Raw genomic sequence first — 18734 nt, 5'->3', positions numbered from 1 at the left:
AGTATATTTTTACCTTCAATTATTTCTAGTTCTATACTATATTTAATTTCTGAAAAATCTGTTATGGCGTTGCATAGTTTTGCGTTAATATCTTTCTTTAAGGAAATTAAATCGCTTTCGCCTATATTTGAATCTTCAAATAATTTTGTACTTTCATTGAAGCCTATAATCATGTAGCGAGTTTCATCAAAGCAATCTAAATTAGCATTTGTTAGCGCAAGAAAGTCTTTTATAAACTCTCCCCACAAGCGCGTTTTATCGATATTTTTGGCTTGTGGGTCATTAAAATTCCAGTACCAAGAGCTTTTATATTCTATATTGCTGCATTCAGGTTTCTTGCATAAATCCTTTATATCCATTTTTTGATCGCTCTTGAATGTGGTTGATATTATTAATTATTTAAGTTTTTTTTCATTATACTAAGAGATAACATTCCTCAATCTGTAATAGATAAAGTAGTAAGACTGCTATTTAAAAGTCTTATATAAGATGAGGATATATAAAAATATAATGACAGCATACCTTTCTTTTAAACTGAAAGATAATAGATTTTTAAGTCTCCACTACAGCCTTAAATCATCGCCCTTACCCTTGCCATAATCCCACGTCCAATCACCAATCTCACATAAATAATAGCAATCGCAAACAGCAAGATAATTAACGCCGCACCGCCAATAGCCAAGCTCAGCCACGGCACACTAAATTGTAGATTAAACCACTGCGTGATGGCCGCCCATGCGCCAACGCTGGCGATGACCACGGCAAAGGTCGCCGCACTAATACCAAGTACACCTAGCTCTAAGATATTGAGCATATACAAGTCACGCTTTTGCATCCCCAGTAATCGGAAGGACGCACTCTCTTTCATACGATCTTGTGAGGTAGACAGTAGCGAGCTGATCAGCACCATGACGCCAGTGAGCAGGGCAAGCAAGGTGAACACATAGACCAAGCGGCTCATTTGTACCACCAGCTCTTGGATTTGCTTGGCAATGGCAGTGCCGTCAATCGTGGTGACAGCAGGGAACTCACGTACCAGTTTGCCTTGTATTTCTGGAATCTCATCAGCTGGCACATGTGCAGTGGCAAACTGAATCTGCGGCGCAGCAGACAGCACAGACGGCTCAAACAAGAAGTAGAAATAAGGGCTTGGGCCACGCTCATAGCGCGTACGAATACTGGTAATTTGCCCGATGATTTCGATACCTTGAATGTTAAAACGTACCTGATCACCCATACCGACATTGAGCATACTGGCGGCAGTATCTAAGATAGATAGGGGTTTGATTTGCTCATCTGTCGCATCGATAGGGGTATATAGCGCGTCGTCTGTGAGGGATTCAGTGATATATTCGGTCTCCATGACCGTATCTGCGTAGCTCAAATTAAACACACGCGTAGGGTCATCAAACCCATCTGCAGGCACGATATCTTTTGCCGCTACATCATTGGCCGTCTCCACACGGGCACGAATGACGGGATAATAAGTGACGGGTGCCTCAATGATGGTATCAATCTCATCATGCTGATCGGTCTGCACATCGAGCAAAAACAAATTGGGCGCATCTTCAGGATAAGCATTGATAAACTGTGTATTGATACTGTGATTGAGTGTGGTAATGAGTGTCAGCACCGCCACCGATAGCGATAAGGTGACAAAGAACAACGCTGATTGGTTGCCTTTACGCGCAAGGTTATGGATGGCGATACGCTGCATCCAACTGACCTTGGTATTGCTCGCCAACTTGTTAAGCAGCCAGAGCCACCCACGCGCCAATAGCCAAAACATCGCCACAAAGCCAATCAAGCCGCCCAATAACTGTGCTCCTAATGACAGTGAGCCAACTTCATAAGCAAAGAAGGCATACAGCCCTGCCAGCACCAAGCCATACCATAGTAGCGGCACGCGTCGATACCAAGGCAGGTTTTGTGTCTGGGTGCTCGCCCCTTGATTGAGTAGGGTAGCGGGTTTGGTGGTGTTAAGCGCGCTTAAACCACGCTGCGCAATGAGCAACGTCAGGACTAAAGCAATCACAATAGTCTTAATTGCACTGATTGGATTGATGAACAGCCCAACATCGGCAGGCAAGATAGCCACCAGATACGGCTGACCAATTTTAAGCAAACCTAGACTCAGTATAATCGCGGCGACACAAGCAATGGCAGTGGTGACGATAAGCAGTTGATAGTAGCTGCGCTTGAGTGAGCCAAGCGGTTCACCTAATGCCAAGCGAATCGCATTAGTTGACTGCTGTTTGCTGACAAACGCGCTAATGACACCGTACATGGCAACCGCAGAGAGTAGCAACACCGCGATGACCAGTAATTTTAAAAACATCAGTACATTGTCAGAGATACGCGAGACCGAAGTGTCTGCGGACTCTGCGTCAGAGAGCTCGATATCAGGATAGTTGGTCAGTATCTCTGTGAGCGCATCACGCTGCGTCGTTATCAGTTCGGGATCGCCTGCCATCTCAATACGATAGTTTATTCGGCTGCGTTGCCCCAATAGGTTGGTTGACGGGAGTGAGTCTTGATGCATTAAGACACGCCCACCAAACCCAAAGGTGGTCAGCGGGCGATCAGGTTCTTTTGTCAATACATCACTTATTGTGAACTGCGCATCACCAATGGTAATGCGGTCACCGACATTGGCCTGTAGACTACTGAGCACTTCTGGCGCGACGATCACGCTGTCAGAGGTTAGCTGCTCCCACAGCGGCTGTCCTGAGGCAAGCTCCGCTGTACCGTATAAGGGATACGACGGTGAGACCGCTTTAATGCTGGCAAGCAAGGTTTGCTCATCATTGACCAGCATGGCGCTAAACTGATAGTCATACACGATCTGCGTATCAGCGAGATTTTCTACCTGCGTCAATACTTCGCTTGGCCAGTCTTGCTTACTGTTTAAAATTAAATCGCCACCAACGAGCGCGCGCTGATTGTCATTGATATAGCGATCGACAGACTGCTGCACAGAGTCGAGGGTCAGGTAAGTTGCAAGCGATAGGGTTAATGTAAGCAGAAACAACATAGGATAAACCCAGCGTTGCCACCAGCTACGACTGAGTGCTTGCGCGCCCAGTGTTTGAAAACCTAGGATACGGGTAAATAATTGATTGAGAATGCCACTAGGATAACTGGACTCTTGACGCATACTGGTATCAGTCTTTTTTGTATCAGCTGGTGGTTTATTGTCTGTGGGCTTACGATTCATTAAGATACAATCCAGTTATTCATGTAGGTATAATTCGACCATCATGCATGGTGATGACACGATCTGCCATCTCGGCAAGTGCAGGATCATGAGTCACGACCACCAGTGCTGAACCAACCTGTTGGCGTAAGTCCAATAGCAGCTGCATGACTTGGTTGGCATTTTGCTCATCGAGGTTGCCTGTAGGCTCATCAGCGAACACAATCTTTGGGTGTGATACCAATGCGCGTGCCACCGCTGTACGCTGCTGCTCACCACCTGACAACTGATTGGGCAAGCTATGACGTCGATGACCCAAATCAACGGCGTCAATAAGCTCGTCTACTCGTGCTGGGTTTGGACGTCTGGCAATATCAAGTGGAAAGGCGATGTTCTCGGCGACTGTCAAGGTTGGCAGTAGGTGAAACGACTGAAAAACAAAGCCCATATCATGCTGACGAATGACCGCCAGCGCATCTTCGTCAAGACTACTGAGCATTTGACCTGCTAGCGACACCGTACCGCTATCTGGATAATCTAGCGCCGCCAGTAAACCTAACAAGGTGGATTTACCTGAGCCTGATTTGCCCATAATGACCACAAACTCGCCAGCGTTGACATAGATATCTACATCTTTAATGATTGATAGGGTTTGCTCGCCGACTTGCACGGTTTTGTTGAGTTTATTAGCAGTCAGTAGGGCTTCTGTTTTAACGTTTACTTGTGGCATTGACGCGGGAATCGAAGGTGATGATGTCATTACAGTATCTCGTTAAGTAGTCTCATTTATCGTATTTTTTGTCGTCTCGTCTTGAGCATTTTCAGTTGTGTTGTCTGCATCAGCTGTTCTTAGCTCTTTTAACTTGGGCTCTAGAATAGGTAGGATATTGTCATTAACGATAATTGCGTAGCCTTCTTTAGTCGGATGAATGGCATCGGCTTGATTGAGCGCAGGGTCACCGCCCACACCATCCAAGAAGAACGGAATAAGCGTCACGTTCATGTCTTTCGCCACTCTCGGATATATCGCGGCAAATGACTTCACATACTCAGAGCCAAGGTTGTCATAGATTTGTATGCCGCCCAAAATGACGACACTGCCATTATCCTGTAGACGTTTGACCGCGGTACGAATATTGGCTTCAACTGTCGCCACGTCGATACCGCGTATGGCATCGTTAGCACCAATGGTCAAAATTGTCACATCAGGCTTAGTTTGCAACACCCAGTCTAAGCGATTGACCAATCCCGTGCTGGTTTCACCACTCAATCCTGAATTGATAACTTTGGCATTGTCGTAACCCATTACTTGCAGACGATCTTCTAACTGAGCAGGATAGTTGTCATCTTTATCCACCCCAAGACCTTCTGTCAGGGAGTCGCCCAATGCCAAGATCGTTAATGGCGCTTGCTGTGCAGTGGATGTTACCGGTTGCTCAGATTTTGTCGTTTGAGGTTCGGCAGTTTGAGTACTGTTTTGCATACCATTATCGGTGCTAGGTTCAGATGGTTTTTGGCAACCACCGAGCGCCATTACGGCTGTTAAAATAGCCAATGTTGGTAAGTGTCGAGCGAAACGAATGGATAAATTCATCATGGTTATTCTGTCCTATAAGCAATCAAACCAGTGTAGCAAAATAAGACAGACACCAATATTATCCTAAGGTTACTTTAGTTTTTGATATTAAAGCTTTTTGCCATCGACCATCACTGGACGACTCACTACCCAAGCGATGACGACGTTGATAACCATCAAAATGAGCATAATGAATAGTGGTAAATCCCAGCTGCCAGTCGCTTCATGTAGCCAACCTGTCCCTAAGGGACCAAAAAATGCAATCAAATAACCGACGAATTGCGCCATACCAGACAGCTCACTAGATTGGTTGGTCGTATAAGTACGTAAGGAGAACAGCATCATACTCAAGGTGAAAATAGCGGAGCAGCCAATGCCCATCAGACCTGACCACAACCAAGCGAGGTCGGTAGATAAATAATTGATTCCTAAAATACCAATAACATTCAGCACCGCTGCAAACACCGCCAGCGCCTGAATAGGGCGGCCGCGATTGATCAGCCATGTCAGGCTCAAAATAGAGACTGGCGCCATAAACTGAAACACTGAAGCCATTTGTCCTGCTTGCACTGCGGATAGCCCCTTACTTACCCAAATAGAGGGTAAGAAACTGGCAACGGTATAAAATAATAGTGATTGCAGCCCCATAAATACCGCAATTTGCCAAGCAAAAGGCGTACGCCACATGGAGATGTCAGACGCACCAGAGGTAGGTGGCACAATTGCTTGATGACTAGACGAACCCAGCCGCAATCGTAAAAATATCCAAATAACGATCGCAAAAATGCCCAATAGCGACCACCCACCCAGTGCCCATTGCCAACCCACTTGCTCAGATAATGGTAGTACAACTCCGGCGACGATGCCTGCCGTCACCGTCATCGTTAGACTAAATAGCCCTGTTATGAGTGGAATATGCTGGGGCGTACGCTGTTTAATAACAGGGGCAGCTAAGGTGTTCGCAAAACCGATAGCCAACGTCAGCAGTAACGTACCAATTAAAAACCCAGACCAAGTGGGAATAACGGTACGAATCATCATACCAGTGGTTAATAATGCAATCATCGCAATGAGTGTATTCTCAAGCCCAAAACGCTTACCAATGGCTGGCGCGATCAGTGCGCCCACCGCAAAAGTCAGCATGGGCACTGCTCCTAGCCAACCAATCTGCGTCTCAGAGATATTGAGGGCATCTTGTACGACAAGGGCAATAGAGCCGAGAGCAACAATAGGCGCACGCATATTGGTGGCGAGCAAAATCATGGCACATAAGATGAGCCAAAAAGTGAAGCGTGAGGAGGGCAGCTCAAACGGTGACGGCGTATCTGAATGAGACTGTAATGGCACATCAGTAGAGGTAGACATAGCAGCACGACTATTATAATAAGAAAAAGGACACGTCATTAAACAGCGCCGAAGCATCGTCGCTTGTAAATAACACCAAAGAAAACGCACCTAGACGGTGACTAAAATCATTAATTAGAATCGTAAATTAGAACTAGAGATTACTTGCAGAATACAAGATATATGAGTAACCATTTTGAAAGCGCGCTTATCTTCAATCGCCTATCAACTGGATACGGTATTAGATTTATTTAGTCTACTATTATTAACAGGCCTTGCACGTGCCGTATTGATATCCAAAATATCTTAAAGCGATGCTAACTAGATACGTCGCGGCTGGTACAACTAAAAATAGCGCCAGTCCCTTGCAAAGGACTAGACGCTATTATAAGAACAGATGTTAGGTAAATACTACCAGCGTATGGTAACAGACGCGGTATTTATAAAATTTAGTTTATACAGGTCTACCTAGCTGAGCGGCTTTAAGGGCATTTTCTTGCTGTTCTGCCACGATTGAATCACACTTATTGGGATCATTTCCACAAAACGAGCAATTTTCATCACCCATTAGTTTAGCAACGCCGCCACAAGATCCTCTAAGCGGCTTCTTTTTAACCATATAACCGATACCCATAAAGATAAAGAAAAGGACGAATACGGTAAAGGTGATGGCAAGCATGGGAAGCAATTGACTAAGCATAGAGGAAACCTCGATTTTTAAAAATAGTGTGGCTATCTATTAGGGTAATACCTTAATAGTATAGCAAAACCAGTATAGCAAATTTTTGTATGGCTCGTTGATGGTTATCGAGCCGTTTACAGTATTGAGACTAAGTTCTATTGAGACTAAGCTCTATTGCGACTAAGTTCTAAGGCTGTTTGTCAGCGCGTAATGCTTGCATCGCTGGTGTTTGTACCACTTGCCACTGGTCAGTATTCTTATCAGAACCCGTCGCCTTTGCCTCGTCAGCTAAGACAACAAACAAGGCAGCTATATCTTGTGCTTTGGCTGTTGCAAGGGCTTTTTTATAAGGCATCGCAGTGAGGGCGGTTGCCCACGCATCTGCCAAGGCAACTGAGTCTGCTGCAACGGTTACCGATGGTGCGCCGCCCGCGATAGGCTTGCCAGTGGTTGGGTCAATCGTATGACTGTAGCGCTGACCATCGAATATGACGGAATTACGATAGTTGCCAGAAGTTGCCAAATACATCTGATTATCGGTATTGATGGGTTGACGAATCGCTGATATTGTCTGACGCTCGCTGACCGTACTGTCCTCAATAGGCGCATCAATCGCAATTTGCCACGGCTGCTGTTGGTTATTGACCCCAGAGGTTGCAATCTCACCCCCTATCTCTACCATGTAGTTGCGAATTTGATAGTCATCTCTGAGCACATCGGCAATCACATCGACGCCATAACCTTTAGCAACTGCTGAGAAATCAAGCCCGACGCCATCTTTGGTTTTATAAATACTCTGCTCTTTTTGTATGATGCTCTCAAAATCTACCAAGGCTTTTGCTTGAGCAATCTCAAGTGCTGTTGGCGGACTTTGCAAGCGCTCAACGGTCATGGTGCTACCAAAGCCCCAAGTCTCTACCAATGGCATGACGGTAGGATCAAAGGCGCCACCAGATTGCTGATAGACGATTCGTGACACATCAAGCACGTGAGCAAAATCTGCATCGATAGTGAGGGGGATGTCTTTACCTAACTGGTTGAACTGAGAGATAGTAGAGTCTGCTTGATAGGTAGACATACTGTCATTGATTTGCTGCAAGCGCTTATCAATCGACGCTTGGATGGCCGCTTCATCTGCATCCGCAGGTAGCTGATAACTGATATGGTAGCTCGTTCCCATAGTCTCACCGCTGAGATAATCATAATCTGGCGTTTGCTGGCAAGCACTAAGACTGAATACAGCACTGATAGCCATAACTGGCAATAAAGTGGTTTTCATCGATTTGTTAAACAATGAGAGTGGGGCTAATTTTTGCATTATTGGTGTTTTCATATTAATCACAATAGCTTTTATGGCAAAAGGGTGAGTGGCATGTTCTATTAGCGTGGCCTATTTTACACCCCTTGTCACCCATAACGCCAATCATCGACTTAAGACCTAGTGGCTTAAACGACTAGATTTACTTTACTTTTGATTCACGGATGAGCTTATATAGTTTTGGTGGCGATAGGCGGTTGACTGTGGTCGCCAGTTTTTCTTTAGTGCCTGCCACGATGATATATTCTTCACCCTTAATCAGGGCTTTGACAACTTGTTTAGCAAAGGTAGCTGTGGTTAATCCTTTATTGGTTGCCTCGTCCATCGTTCCTTGCGCGCTACCATCACCAGTCAAGGCGTTAATAGAAATACTGGTCTGAATAAATCCTGGAAATATCGTCGCCACCTCTATGCCTTGTTCATGCAGTTCCGCACGCAGACTGTTTGCCCACATATGAAGTGCGGCTTTGGCTGCTCCATAAGCGCCGCCACCTTGTGTGACCATATCTGGCAATACCAGTCTAGTAAGACGTGTCTGCGCAAAATAATCTATCTCCATAATTTGGCACTCAACTTCTTCAGTGGTTTCCATAATAAGCGAGCGTTGACTGATGCCAGCATTATTAATAAGCCAATCAATTTGTCCGGCTTGAGCTTTAGCTGTCTTATACGCGTCTTTTGCTTGTTTGGCATCGGTGATATCAAAAGGGATGATGAAATGGTTTTTGCTGTTTTTACAGCGGTTTTTGACTGCTACTAATTTTGCCTCATCACGCCCACTTAAAATAATGGTGGCACCACGTTTGGCAAAGGCGATGGCTAATGCTGCACCGATACCACTAGAAGCACCAGTAATCCAAATGGTCAAATCTTTAATGTTGGTTTTCATAAGAATCCTTTCTTAAATAATTGAAGTTTTGTATACACTTTAGCCAATAGTTTTTTAGCTTAAAAATATTTCTATTTTGAATCTATGGGTTGGATGCCATCATATATTAAATTTCAAACAATAAAAAAGGCATCTAACAAGATGCCCTTAATCTTAACTAAAGATAATTTAATCATATTACAGGAGTTATCTTTCAGCTAATCTTTAACTTGTATAGCGGTAACCTTCTGATTCCATGCAGGAACTAAATAAACTATTTTCTTTTTCACTGTTTACCTTCGCTATGCCAATTTGATATTTACATTTTTGTATAGCGTTATGTGTATCATGTTGAGATATTCCTGCTTTTTTCCAAGTTGACTTAGGAGCACTTGAACAACCTGACAATATTAGAATAGAAGCAAGAACGCTGGTAAGTATACTAATTTTCATATTAAAACCTTTTATTGAATTTAAAGATACTAAGCTGTTGTTTAACTAAAACTGACAATAGTTTCAGGAACCAATCATTATTCAATAATAACAATAAACACCTAATATTGTAAGGTTTTAGAAACAAAAAAAAGAGCCTCAATTGAGACTCTTTTTTATTTATTACTTTAGAATACTTTTTTACGTAACCATTTGCTTAGCCACTTGCTTAGTTACTCACTTAACCGCCAAAATCATCAAGCATGATGTTTTCATCTTCCACGCCCAAGCTGTGTAGCATGTCGATGACCGCCGCATTCATCATCGGTGGCCCACACATGTAGTATTCACAGTCTTCTGGGTTTGGATGGTCTTTCAGATAATTTTCAAGTAGCACGTTATGGATAAAGCCGGTTGGACCTTCCCAATTGTCTTCTGGTAATGGATCAGACAAAGCCACATGCCACTCAAAGTTATCAAACTCTTCTGCTAGTTGATCATAATCTTCAACATAGAACATCTCACGAATAGAGCGTGCACCATACCAAAAGCTGATTTTACGCTTAGTATGTAAGCGTTTAAGCTGATCGAAGATGTGCGAGCGCATCGGTGCCATACCTGCACCACCACCAACGAAAATCATTTCAGCGTCAGTCTCTTTGGCAAAGAATTCACCATAAGGACCTGAAACCGTTACTTTATCGCCAGGTACTAGGCTAAATACCCATGATGACATTTTGCCTGGTGGAATACCGTCAGGACCGCGTGGCGGTGGACTGGCGATACGAATATTAAACTTAATAAGGCCTTTTTCTTCAGGGTAGTTGGCCATCGAGTAAGCACGAATAACTGGCTCATCAACTTTTGAGACATAGTTGAAAATACCAAATTTTTCCCAGTCTTCGCGGTATTCTTCGTCAATGATAAAGTCTTTATAATGCACTTCATGCGGTGGCGCCTCTAACTGCACATAACCACCAGCACGGAAGTTCACTTCTTCGCCATCTGGAATCTTAAGGACTAGCTCTTTAATAAAGGTAGCAACGTTGTCATTAGAGAGAACTTCACATTCCCACTTTTGTACATCGAAAAACTCAGGGTCAATCTCGATTTTCATGTCTTGCTTAACGGCTACCTGACAAGCCAAACGCATGTGATTGCGAATTTCGCCTTGAGTAAAATAGCCTTCTTCGGTGGGCAAGATAGAGCCGCCCCCTTCAATAACGCGGCAACGACACTGCGCACAAGTACCACCGCCACCACAGGCTGAAGATAAGAAAATACCTTCGCTTGCAAGGGTTTGTAGTAATTTACCGCCTGCTGGGGTCACGACGTCATTATCGGGATTATCATTGATATGGATGGTAACATCGCCTGAACTGACCAGTCTTGAGCGCGCCGCCAAAATAATGGCAACGAGGCCCATGATGATCAAGGTAAACATAGCAACGCCACCAATCGCCGTAGCGTAATCCATGGTAGGTATCCTTAATCTATGGAGTAGGGGTGCGAAAAGACGTCATTGCGTGTTTCCTGAACCCCTACCGAATAAATGAATTAAATAGGTCAAATCGCTAAATAGGCTGTTAAGCTTAGCGGTCTAAATTGACATACCGCCGAAAGACATAAAGCCAAGTGACATTAGACCAACTGTGATAAAGGTAATACCAAGACCACGCAGCGGTGCTGGAATGTCTGAGTATTTTAACTTTTCACGGATACCGGCCAATGCGGTAATCGCCAATGCCCAACCGAAGCCTGCGCCCACACCATATACGACAGATTCGCCGAAATTATAGTCACGCTCAACCATAAACAGTACACCACCTAAGATGGCACAGTTTACAGTGATGAGTGGCAAGAACACCCCAAGGGCGTTATACAGACTCGGGACGAACTTATCGAGGAACATCTCTAGAATCTGTACGGTCGCAGCAATCAAGCCGATATAACTGAGCAAGCCCAAAAAGCTTAAGTCGATATCAGGGAAACCTGCCCATGCCAGCGCACCATCTTTTAGAATGAACTGAAAGAGTAAGTTGTTTAGCGGTACGGTAATCGCCATCACGACGACCACGGCAACACCTAGACCAATAGCGGTTGAAACCTTCTTTGATACGGCCAAGAAAGTACACATACCTAAGAAATAGGCCAGCGCCATATTCTCAATAAAGACTGAGGTTATAAATAAACTAACATAATGTCCCATTAGTGACCGCCTCCATGTGCCATGCCTTTAGACTGCGGCTTCATTACAAATTCAGCGTCTTCAACCTGCTCAGGTTTCCAGATACGGATAATGGCAATGAACAAACCAATAATAAAGAATGCTGACGGTGGCAACAGTAATAGACCGTTCGGAATATACCAACCGCCATCAGTGACAGGCTGTAGGATGGTGATACCAAACCACGTACCTGAGCCAAGTAGCTCACGGATAGTCGCGACAAACAGCAAAACCGCAGAATAGCCAAGACCATTACCAATACCATCTAAAAAGCTTGGCACTGGTGGATTGCTCATGGCAAATGCTTCGGCACGACCCATCACGATACAGTTGGTGATAATCAAACCAACGAAGACCGACAAGCCTTTACTCACATCATAAGCAACGGCTTTTAGCACCTGATCCACTAAGATAACCAAGGAAGCAATAATGGTCATCTGTACGATAATACGAATGCTTGAAGGGATTTGCTTACGAATGATCGAGATAAAGAAGCTTGAAAACGCCGTGACTAAGGTCAACGCCACACACATTACCATGGCATTGGCCATGCTTGTGGTGACAGCCAGCGCCGAACAGATACCAAGAATCTGTAGGGCAATGGGGTTATTATCAAAAATAGGCGAGGTTAAAATACTTTTAGTGTCAGCCATGTTATGCCTCCTTGCCGTTTGCTACTGGTCGCTTGGCTGCCAGTTCGGTTTCAGGTTGAGCGCTCAGCGTTGATTGCGTAGCTTGTGTATCTGCCGCATTATCAATTGCTTGACCACTCTCTTTACGTAGCGTATCTAAATAAGGCTTATAACCTTGCTCACCCAACCAAAACTGAATCATGTTACTGACACCGCGACCGGTCAAGGTTGCACCACTGATACCATCGACCCAGTTCTCTTTTGGTGTACCCGCTTTAGTCACACCAGTGGCAACATTACCATTTTCGTCATATGAGTGGATACCGCTCCACTTCGCACGCCACTCTGGCTCTTCGATACGAGCACCCAGACCTGGGGTTTCTTTATGCTCATAAAAGCTGATGCCTTTGATGGTATTCATATCGCTTTCAAGGGTTAAGAAACCATAGATAGTGCCCCATAGTCCATAGCCTTGAATCGGCAAAACAACCATTTCAGGTTTGCCTGCGTCATCTTTTTTAACATAGACTTTGGCATATTTAGGCTTGCGACCAATACCAGCAGGGTCGTTGTTGCCTAAATCTTCACTCAGTGCTTTATTCTTAGTCGCTTGGCTTGCGTCATAAGCATTACGATCAGGGATGCCAGCGGCTTTTAGCGCTTCATCATCAACGTAGCTGCCTTTACTTAAGTCAATAATTTCGACATCGAAATCTTTAAAACGTTCAGCAACATCATCTGCTGTATCAGACTCGGCATCGTACATGCCAGCGGCAACCAAGATGTTTTTGTTACGGTCTAAGCGTGCGTTTTCAATTTGAGCAGGTTTTAGACCAACCGCTACTGCTGAAACTAAGACGGAACACACCAAGCATAGCGTCAATGCCACACTGATGGTTTTCGCATTATTACTTTTGGGCTTGGACATAACGAACCCTCCGAGCTGTTTGGCGTTTGATGTTTGCTTGGGTCACAAAGTAATCAAACAATGGCGCAAATAAGTTGGCGAATAAAATGGCCAGCATGATGCCTTCTGGGAAAGCTGGGTTCACGACGCGAATCAATACCGTCATAAAACCAATCAAGATACCATAAGCCCAGCGACCTTTATTGGTATGCGCAGCTGACACAGGATCGGTTGCCATAAATACGGCACCAAAGGCGAAGCCGCCGATCACTAAATGCCAATAAAACGGCAGGTTCATCATCATATTGTCTTCAGAACCAATCATATTAAAGACAAGAGAAGTAGCAATCAGACCTACTACACAACCTGCCATAATACGCCATGAAGCAATACGCGTCCAAAGTAGAACAACGGCACCCATTAGTATAGCCAGTGTTGATACTTCACCGATACTGCCTTGCATATTACCTAAGAACGCATCACCCCAAGTGATTGCATTACCATAGACGTCGACGAAGTCTTGAGGAACGACACCTAACGCGGCAAGACCAAGTGGTGTTGCACCAGAGAAACCATCGACCGCCGTCCATACTGAGTCACCAGACATATAAGCAGGGTAAGCAAAGTATAGGAATGCGCGACCCGATAAGGCAGGGTTTAGGAAGTTTTTACCCGTACCACCGAACACTTCTTTTGCGACTACGACACCAAAGATAATACCAAGGGCAACTTGCCATAAAGGAATATCTGGTGGTAAACAAAGCGCAAACAGCACTGAGGTCACAAAGAAACCTTCGTTGACTTCGTGTCCACGGACGACAGCAAAGATAATCTCACAGAGAATACCGACCGCAAAAGTGACGATATAAATCGGTAAAAATTGCATCGCCCCGTAAACGAAGCTTGCCCAGATACTGTCTGGGTTATAGCCTGCCATACTGGTGATAACGGTACGCCAGCCTTCAGGCTGCAAACCAAGGGTTGCAATCGCCGTCAGTGCTTGATGACCGATGTTGTACATACCCCAAAACATGGCTGGGAAAGTACATAACCATACGGTAATCATAATACGCTTTAGGTCGATACCGTCGCGTACGTGTGATGCTGAGTATGTGGTTGAGCTTGGTTGACGCAAAAACGTATCAAACATCTCAAAGATAGCATAGTATTTTTCGTGTTTGCCACCCTTGGTGAAAGACGGCTCCATACGATCGAACATATTGTGTAAAAATTTCATCGTGGTTAGCCCTCCAGCTCAATGCGCGTCAAGTTATCACGCAAAATATCACCGAATTCATATTTGCCAGGAGATACGAAGGTGCATAATGCTAAATCTTCTTCGTCCAATTCGAGCACGCCCAAATCTACGGCGCTAATCATGTCTTCGACAATTAATGCCCGTAGTAACTGTGTAGGCAGATAATCTTGTGGCATGACCTCTTCATAAACCCCGATAGGTACCATCGCTCGCGGTGAACCATTACTCGTGGTCGTAAAGTTATATTTCTTATTACCAAAAAACTTAGAAATATAAATAGGCAGCTTAGAGAAGCGGTTGGTGCCGACACTTAGGAAATGGAACGCTGGACGTTCACGCCCTTCAGGCAGCACACTGATTTGATTATGAAAGCGACCAAGATAAGCCGTATTGCCAAACACTTTGCGACCTGACAACACCGAACCGGAAATAATACGGTTCTCGCTAGCCGCCAGCTGTCCTTTGGTCAGAGCAGCGATATCAGCACCGCGCTCAGTAGCCACCAAACGTGGCTTGGTGACCGCAGGGCCTGCCAAACTAATGATACGGCGCGTATATAAGCGACCGCTGGTGAATAGCTTACCAATCGCAATCACGTCTTGATAGCCAATCGTCCATACGGTCACGCCGCGCATGATTGGGTGCAAAAAGTGAATGTGCGTGCCAGCCAGACCAGCAGGATGCTTACCAGCAAAGCTATGATACTCAGTGACATTATTAGCCGCCGTTTTGGCAACTGGCGTCAACTGGGCATCACCATGATGGCAAACAAAGGTCTTGGGGCTGAGTGTCGATAAGACAGCAAGTCCGTCATTGAACGCTTGCAACTGATCGTTAATCAGCAGCATTGGGTCAAATGCTAATGGATTGGTATCCATAGCGGTGACAAAAATAGCATGAGGACGGGCACCGATTTCTGGCGCACGGCTATAAGGGCGCGTGCGAAACGCGGTCCATTCGCCAGAGGCAAGCAGTTGGGTTTCAACAACTTCAGCGTCTAGGTCAGCAAGTTGCTGGGAGTCATAGCGCTCGAAGTCTACTTCTTCACCGTTTGGGTCGACCGCAATCACAAGGCTCTCAAACACACGTCGTTCACCGCGTTTAATCGCGACGACTTTACCAGCAGCAGGGGCAGTATAGATGACGCCAACTCGTTTTTTGTCTTCAAAAACGGGCTGACCCTTTGCTACGATATCGCCTTCTTTGACATTCATCGTGGACTTCATGCCCACATAATCATAGCCAATAACGGCGACATGTGTCGGTTGGTGCTCAGATATCTCGCGGGATGATTCACCGGTGATGGGCAAATCCAAACCTTTTTTGATGGTAATCATAAGCGAAAACTTAGTCCATAGTCTAAAACGATACCAGACGTCCTGTTTGGTATATCGGTAGCATGAACATCTGCGTCATTCAATAAAGCCCCCACGTCTCTCTTCCTATAGTAGGATAGTGACAAAGGGTCTCTAAAAATAACGCATGATCATAACTACTAGTAAGAGTATTAACGCTGACCTTAGACTCCTTAACAACACGTTAATGTCTTATTCGAATGACCAAAGTGGCGACTGGCTACCAAGGTGTATGTTAAAACCATCAAATCAAACGCAATCGTTCAAGCCTTTAGCGAAAATGATTGTGTAGACAATAGCTCTATCATACGTTTCATTGAAAATTAAAGCTTGTAACACCAGCGCAATTGACCACCCTTATCGGTTTGGTATCTTGTTAATAGATACGCGATTAGATAAGAATGCAGCCAAAAGATGATCTATCGAAATAGATGATAAACTGGTTGATAGACAAACTAGCGAAGCCATTATTAAGTAGATTTCACTCACATCAATAAGCGGCTATACAGCTAGTAATGACTGTTCTAAAATAGTTAGCTAGTGATAGAGATACGATAGAGACTATAAAAAAGAAAGAGGCGTCATTAGAGTTTAGTGCTGTAGAGTAGACTGTTTAGAGGCCACCAGTTGAAATTTCTAATATAACCCTTCTTAGCAATATGTCAGCCAACATCAAAAAGATGCACTTAGCTGCTGCTCGACTCATCCTGACCGCTATGCAACACTAAGCCACTATATCCCTATAAAAAGCGCAGCGCATGGTTACTATCACATAGAAACAAATAAAAATTTACCTAGGATTATACGCTAAATTGACCTAAAATTGCCAGTCAGTAATTGAATTTATCTAATGTTGCCAGTGATTCACTGTATTAAAACTTATGGTTATGATTGACAGTTTTTTATTGTCATTTCTATCTATCGAAGTGGATTTTGGGTCTATCATGGATAGCTTTTGATTCGTCTATATATTAAGTCACTTTTGACTGATGTTTTTATGCGTGTTTAGAGGGTGTTGAACGTTCAATACACCCTGATTTTTGAATTTACTTTTCTAAATATATTTATTGTTGTGCTTTATAAGGAATGCTATATGTGTGCTGTGCCTGTCATTATCCCGGCTATTGATTTAAAAGATGGTAAATGTGTCCGCTTAAAACAAGGCCGTATGGAGGATGATACGGTTTTTTCTAATGATCCAGTGGCCATGGCGGCACGTTGGGTAGAGGAAGGTGCACGTCGACTGCATTTGGTTGATTTGAATGGGGCATTTGACGGCGTACCCGTTCATAGACAAGTGGTGAATGATATTACTAAAGCTTACCCGAATCTGCCTATTCAGTTGGGCGGCGGTGTGCGCAACATGAACACCATTGAGCAATATATTACGGCTGGTTTGACTTATATCATCATTGGTACAAAAGCGGTCGAAGATCCGGATTTTGTCGCAGAAGCTTGCCGCGAATTTCCGGGTCATATCATTGTAGGTATTGATGCCAAAGACGGTATGGTAGCCACTCATGGCTGGGCAAACGTGACAGATACCAAAGCGACCGAGCTTGCGAAGCGCTTTGCAGATGTCGGCGTATCGTCGATTGTCTACACCGATATCAACCGTGATGGCATGATGCAAGGCGTCAACGTTGAACAAACTGTCAATTTGGCACGTGAAGGCGGCTTGTCTGTGATTGCTTCAGGCGGCGTGACCAATATGAAAGATATCGAACTGCTGAAACCTTATGGCGATTGTATTGAAGGCATCATTACTGGTCGCGCGATCTATGAAGGCACGTTAAACTTGGGCGAGGCACAAGTTTATTTAGACAGTTAATGATTATTGAACATTTAATAAAGAAAGATAAGTACGAAAATCTATAAAAAGCAAAGGATGCTTATGAACACCGACTTTGACCGTTCAACGATGCGCGATTTTATAAAAGCGTGCGGTCAAATGCTGTTGTTACTAAGCATCCTTTTTGCCTTTCCAGTGTATGCGGCTGTTGAAGAGGTGACTGGTGTAACCACTGCATTGGGGATAGATACAGCAGAAAACCCAGCAGCTGACAAACCTTTACTGGATGCGACATCAGAAGAGGAAGCTTCAGCATCTCCAGTGGTCATACCTGAACCAGCACCACCGCCCATAATCAGTGGTGAGAGCACCAATAATGCGCAAATCGAAACCACTCCTACTCCGCAAAAAGACAATGACATCCGTCAACGTATTCAGGGTATTTTTTCTGAAATAGAAGGTCTACAGGCTGTCAATGTCAGCGTTACGCGAGGTGTTGTCACCTTAACCGGAGAGACGCCGAACGAGAAAAAAGCGCAACAAGCCATTAATTTGACCAACCGTCTGACAGATGTGGTCACCGTCGAAGATCGAATTGATCGCACGCTTGATGTTCAAGACAATGTCACTACCGTTTATCAAGGTCTTAAAGCACAAGCCAAAAATCTAGTCAAAGCTCTACCACTCCTATTGGTCGGCATTGTCCTATTTGCATTGGTGACATGGTTTGGCAGTTGGCTGTCTAATCGAAAAAAAATGTGGCAACGGCTCACGCCCAATCCGTTTGTCGCCGAATTGCTGTCACAAACCGTTAAAGTCATTTTTATTATTTTCGGTTTGATTCTTGCGCTGAGTTTGATAGGCGCCGAAACCATTTTAGGCACTTTGCTTGGCGGTGCAGGCGTTATCGGTATTGCCGTTGGTTTTGCGGTCAAAGACACTATTGAGAATTACATTGCCTCGCTCATGCTCAGTATTCGCCAACCATTTCGCGCACGTGATCATATTTTGATTAATAATCAAGAGGGGATTGTAGTACGGCTAACCTCACGTGCGACTATTCTGATGACTTTAGATGGCAACCAGTTGCGCATTCCCAATGCTGAAGTATTAGACCTCTTGCAAAAGTAGCAAAGAGATTTAATAT

16 protein-coding genes and 1 pseudogene are annotated in these 18734 nt (G+C 44.5%); 2 read left to right on the top strand and 15 right to left on the bottom strand.

The window, feature by feature from the left end; translation table 11 throughout:
• From INT03_RS10325 to INT03_RS10255, 15 genes are all read right to left on the bottom strand, one after another.
• Positions 1-359 (bottom strand): hypothetical protein (locus tag INT03_RS10325; protein ID WP_193008875.1); only part of this gene is annotated, 359 nt, incomplete at its 3' end.
• A 212-nt stretch (positions 360-571) separates the two neighbouring features.
• Positions 572-3217 (bottom strand): ABC transporter permease, encoded by a 2646-nt coding sequence (locus INT03_RS10320; protein WP_193008874.1) that lies wholly within the window; start codon positions 3215-3217, stop codon positions 572-574.
• A 19-nt stretch (positions 3218-3236) separates the two neighbouring features.
• Entirely contained in the window at positions 3237-3956 is a 720-nt protein-coding gene (locus INT03_RS10315) for an ABC transporter ATP-binding protein (RefSeq protein WP_193008873.1), read from the bottom strand.
• A 12-nt stretch (positions 3957-3968) separates the two neighbouring features.
• Positions 3969-4793: an arylesterase gene (locus INT03_RS10310; protein ID WP_193008872.1), complete on the bottom strand. Its 825-nt coding sequence runs from the start codon at positions 4791-4793 to the stop codon at positions 3969-3971.
• Positions 4794-4880: 87 nt separating this feature from the next.
• Positions 4881-6176, bottom strand: a complete 1296-nt coding sequence (locus INT03_RS10305) for an MFS transporter (RefSeq protein ID WP_193008871.1) — start codon at positions 6174-6176, stop codon at positions 4881-4883.
• Positions 6177-6570: 394 nt separating this feature from the next.
• Entirely contained in the window at positions 6571-6816 is a 246-nt protein-coding gene (nqrM, locus tag INT03_RS10300) for a (Na+)-NQR maturation NqrM (protein ID WP_045453840.1), read from the bottom strand.
• Between the two features lie 169 nt (positions 6817-6985).
• Positions 6986-8116 (bottom strand): FAD:protein FMN transferase, encoded by a 1131-nt coding sequence (locus tag INT03_RS10295; RefSeq protein ID WP_226950301.1) that lies wholly within the window; start codon positions 8114-8116, stop codon positions 6986-6988.
• Positions 8117-8258: 142 nt separating this feature from the next.
• Positions 8259-9011 (bottom strand): SDR family NAD(P)-dependent oxidoreductase, encoded by a 753-nt coding sequence (locus INT03_RS10290; RefSeq protein WP_413469125.1) that lies wholly within the window; start codon positions 9009-9011, stop codon positions 8259-8261.
• Positions 9012-9209: 198 nt separating this feature from the next.
• Complete coding sequence (locus INT03_RS10285; RefSeq protein WP_193008868.1) at positions 9210-9437, bottom strand: hypothetical protein; 228 nt, start codon at positions 9435-9437, stop codon at positions 9210-9212.
• 220 nt (positions 9438-9657) lie between these two features.
• Entirely contained in the window at positions 9658-10893 is a 1236-nt protein-coding gene (gene nqrF / locus INT03_RS10280) for an NADH:ubiquinone reductase (Na(+)-transporting) subunit F (protein ID WP_055125670.1), read from the bottom strand.
• A 123-nt stretch (positions 10894-11016) separates the two neighbouring features.
• On the bottom strand, positions 11017-11625 hold the full coding sequence (nqrE, locus tag INT03_RS10275) for an NADH:ubiquinone reductase (Na(+)-transporting) subunit E (protein ID WP_011281361.1): 609 nt from the start codon (positions 11623-11625) through the stop codon (positions 11017-11019).
• Positions 11625-12296: an NADH:ubiquinone reductase (Na(+)-transporting) subunit D gene (locus INT03_RS10270; RefSeq protein ID WP_055125671.1), complete on the bottom strand. Its 672-nt coding sequence runs from the start codon at positions 12294-12296 to the stop codon at positions 11625-11627. The genes nqrE and INT03_RS10270 overlap by 1 nt, the downstream gene beginning before the upstream one ends.
• A gap of 1 nt (position 12297) precedes the next feature.
• Positions 12298-13203: a Na(+)-translocating NADH-quinone reductase subunit C gene (locus INT03_RS10265; protein ID WP_045453837.1), complete on the bottom strand. Its 906-nt coding sequence runs from the start codon at positions 13201-13203 to the stop codon at positions 12298-12300.
• The gene (locus INT03_RS10260) at positions 13184-14419 is read right to left on the bottom strand and encodes an NADH:ubiquinone reductase (Na(+)-transporting) subunit B (RefSeq protein ID WP_055125672.1); all 1236 of its coding nucleotides are present in this window, start codon (positions 14417-14419) and stop codon (positions 13184-13186) included. Before INT03_RS10260 ends, INT03_RS10265 begins: the two co-directional genes overlap by 20 nt.
• 5 nt (positions 14420-14424) lie before the next feature.
• Positions 14425-15777, bottom strand: coding sequence for a Na(+)-translocating NADH-quinone reductase subunit A (locus INT03_RS10255; protein WP_193008867.1), 1353 nt, complete (start codon positions 15775-15777; stop codon positions 14425-14427).
• Positions 15778-16888: 1111 nt separating this feature from the next.
• Between INT03_RS10255 and hisA the strand changes: the two genes are divergently transcribed.
• Both hisA and INT03_RS10245 read left to right on the top strand, forming a co-directional pair.
• On the top strand, positions 16889-17626 hold the full coding sequence (gene hisA, locus INT03_RS10250) for a 1-(5-phosphoribosyl)-5-[(5-phosphoribosylamino)methylideneamino]imidazole-4-carboxamide isomerase (protein ID WP_193008866.1): 738 nt from the start codon (positions 16889-16891) through the stop codon (positions 17624-17626).
• 63 nt (positions 17627-17689) lie between these two features.
• A pseudogene (locus tag INT03_RS10245) lies at positions 17690-18697 on the top strand (mechanosensitive ion channel domain-containing protein); the annotation flags it as partial.
• Between the last annotated feature and the right edge of the window lie 37 nt (positions 18698-18734).

Origin of the sequence: Psychrobacter sp. PG1, from assembly GCF_014897815.1 — a bacterium.
In the GTDB taxonomy this organism is placed as follows: domain Bacteria; phylum Pseudomonadota; class Gammaproteobacteria; order Pseudomonadales; family Moraxellaceae; genus Psychrobacter.
This window is presented reverse-complemented; position numbering and strand designations above follow the sequence as displayed.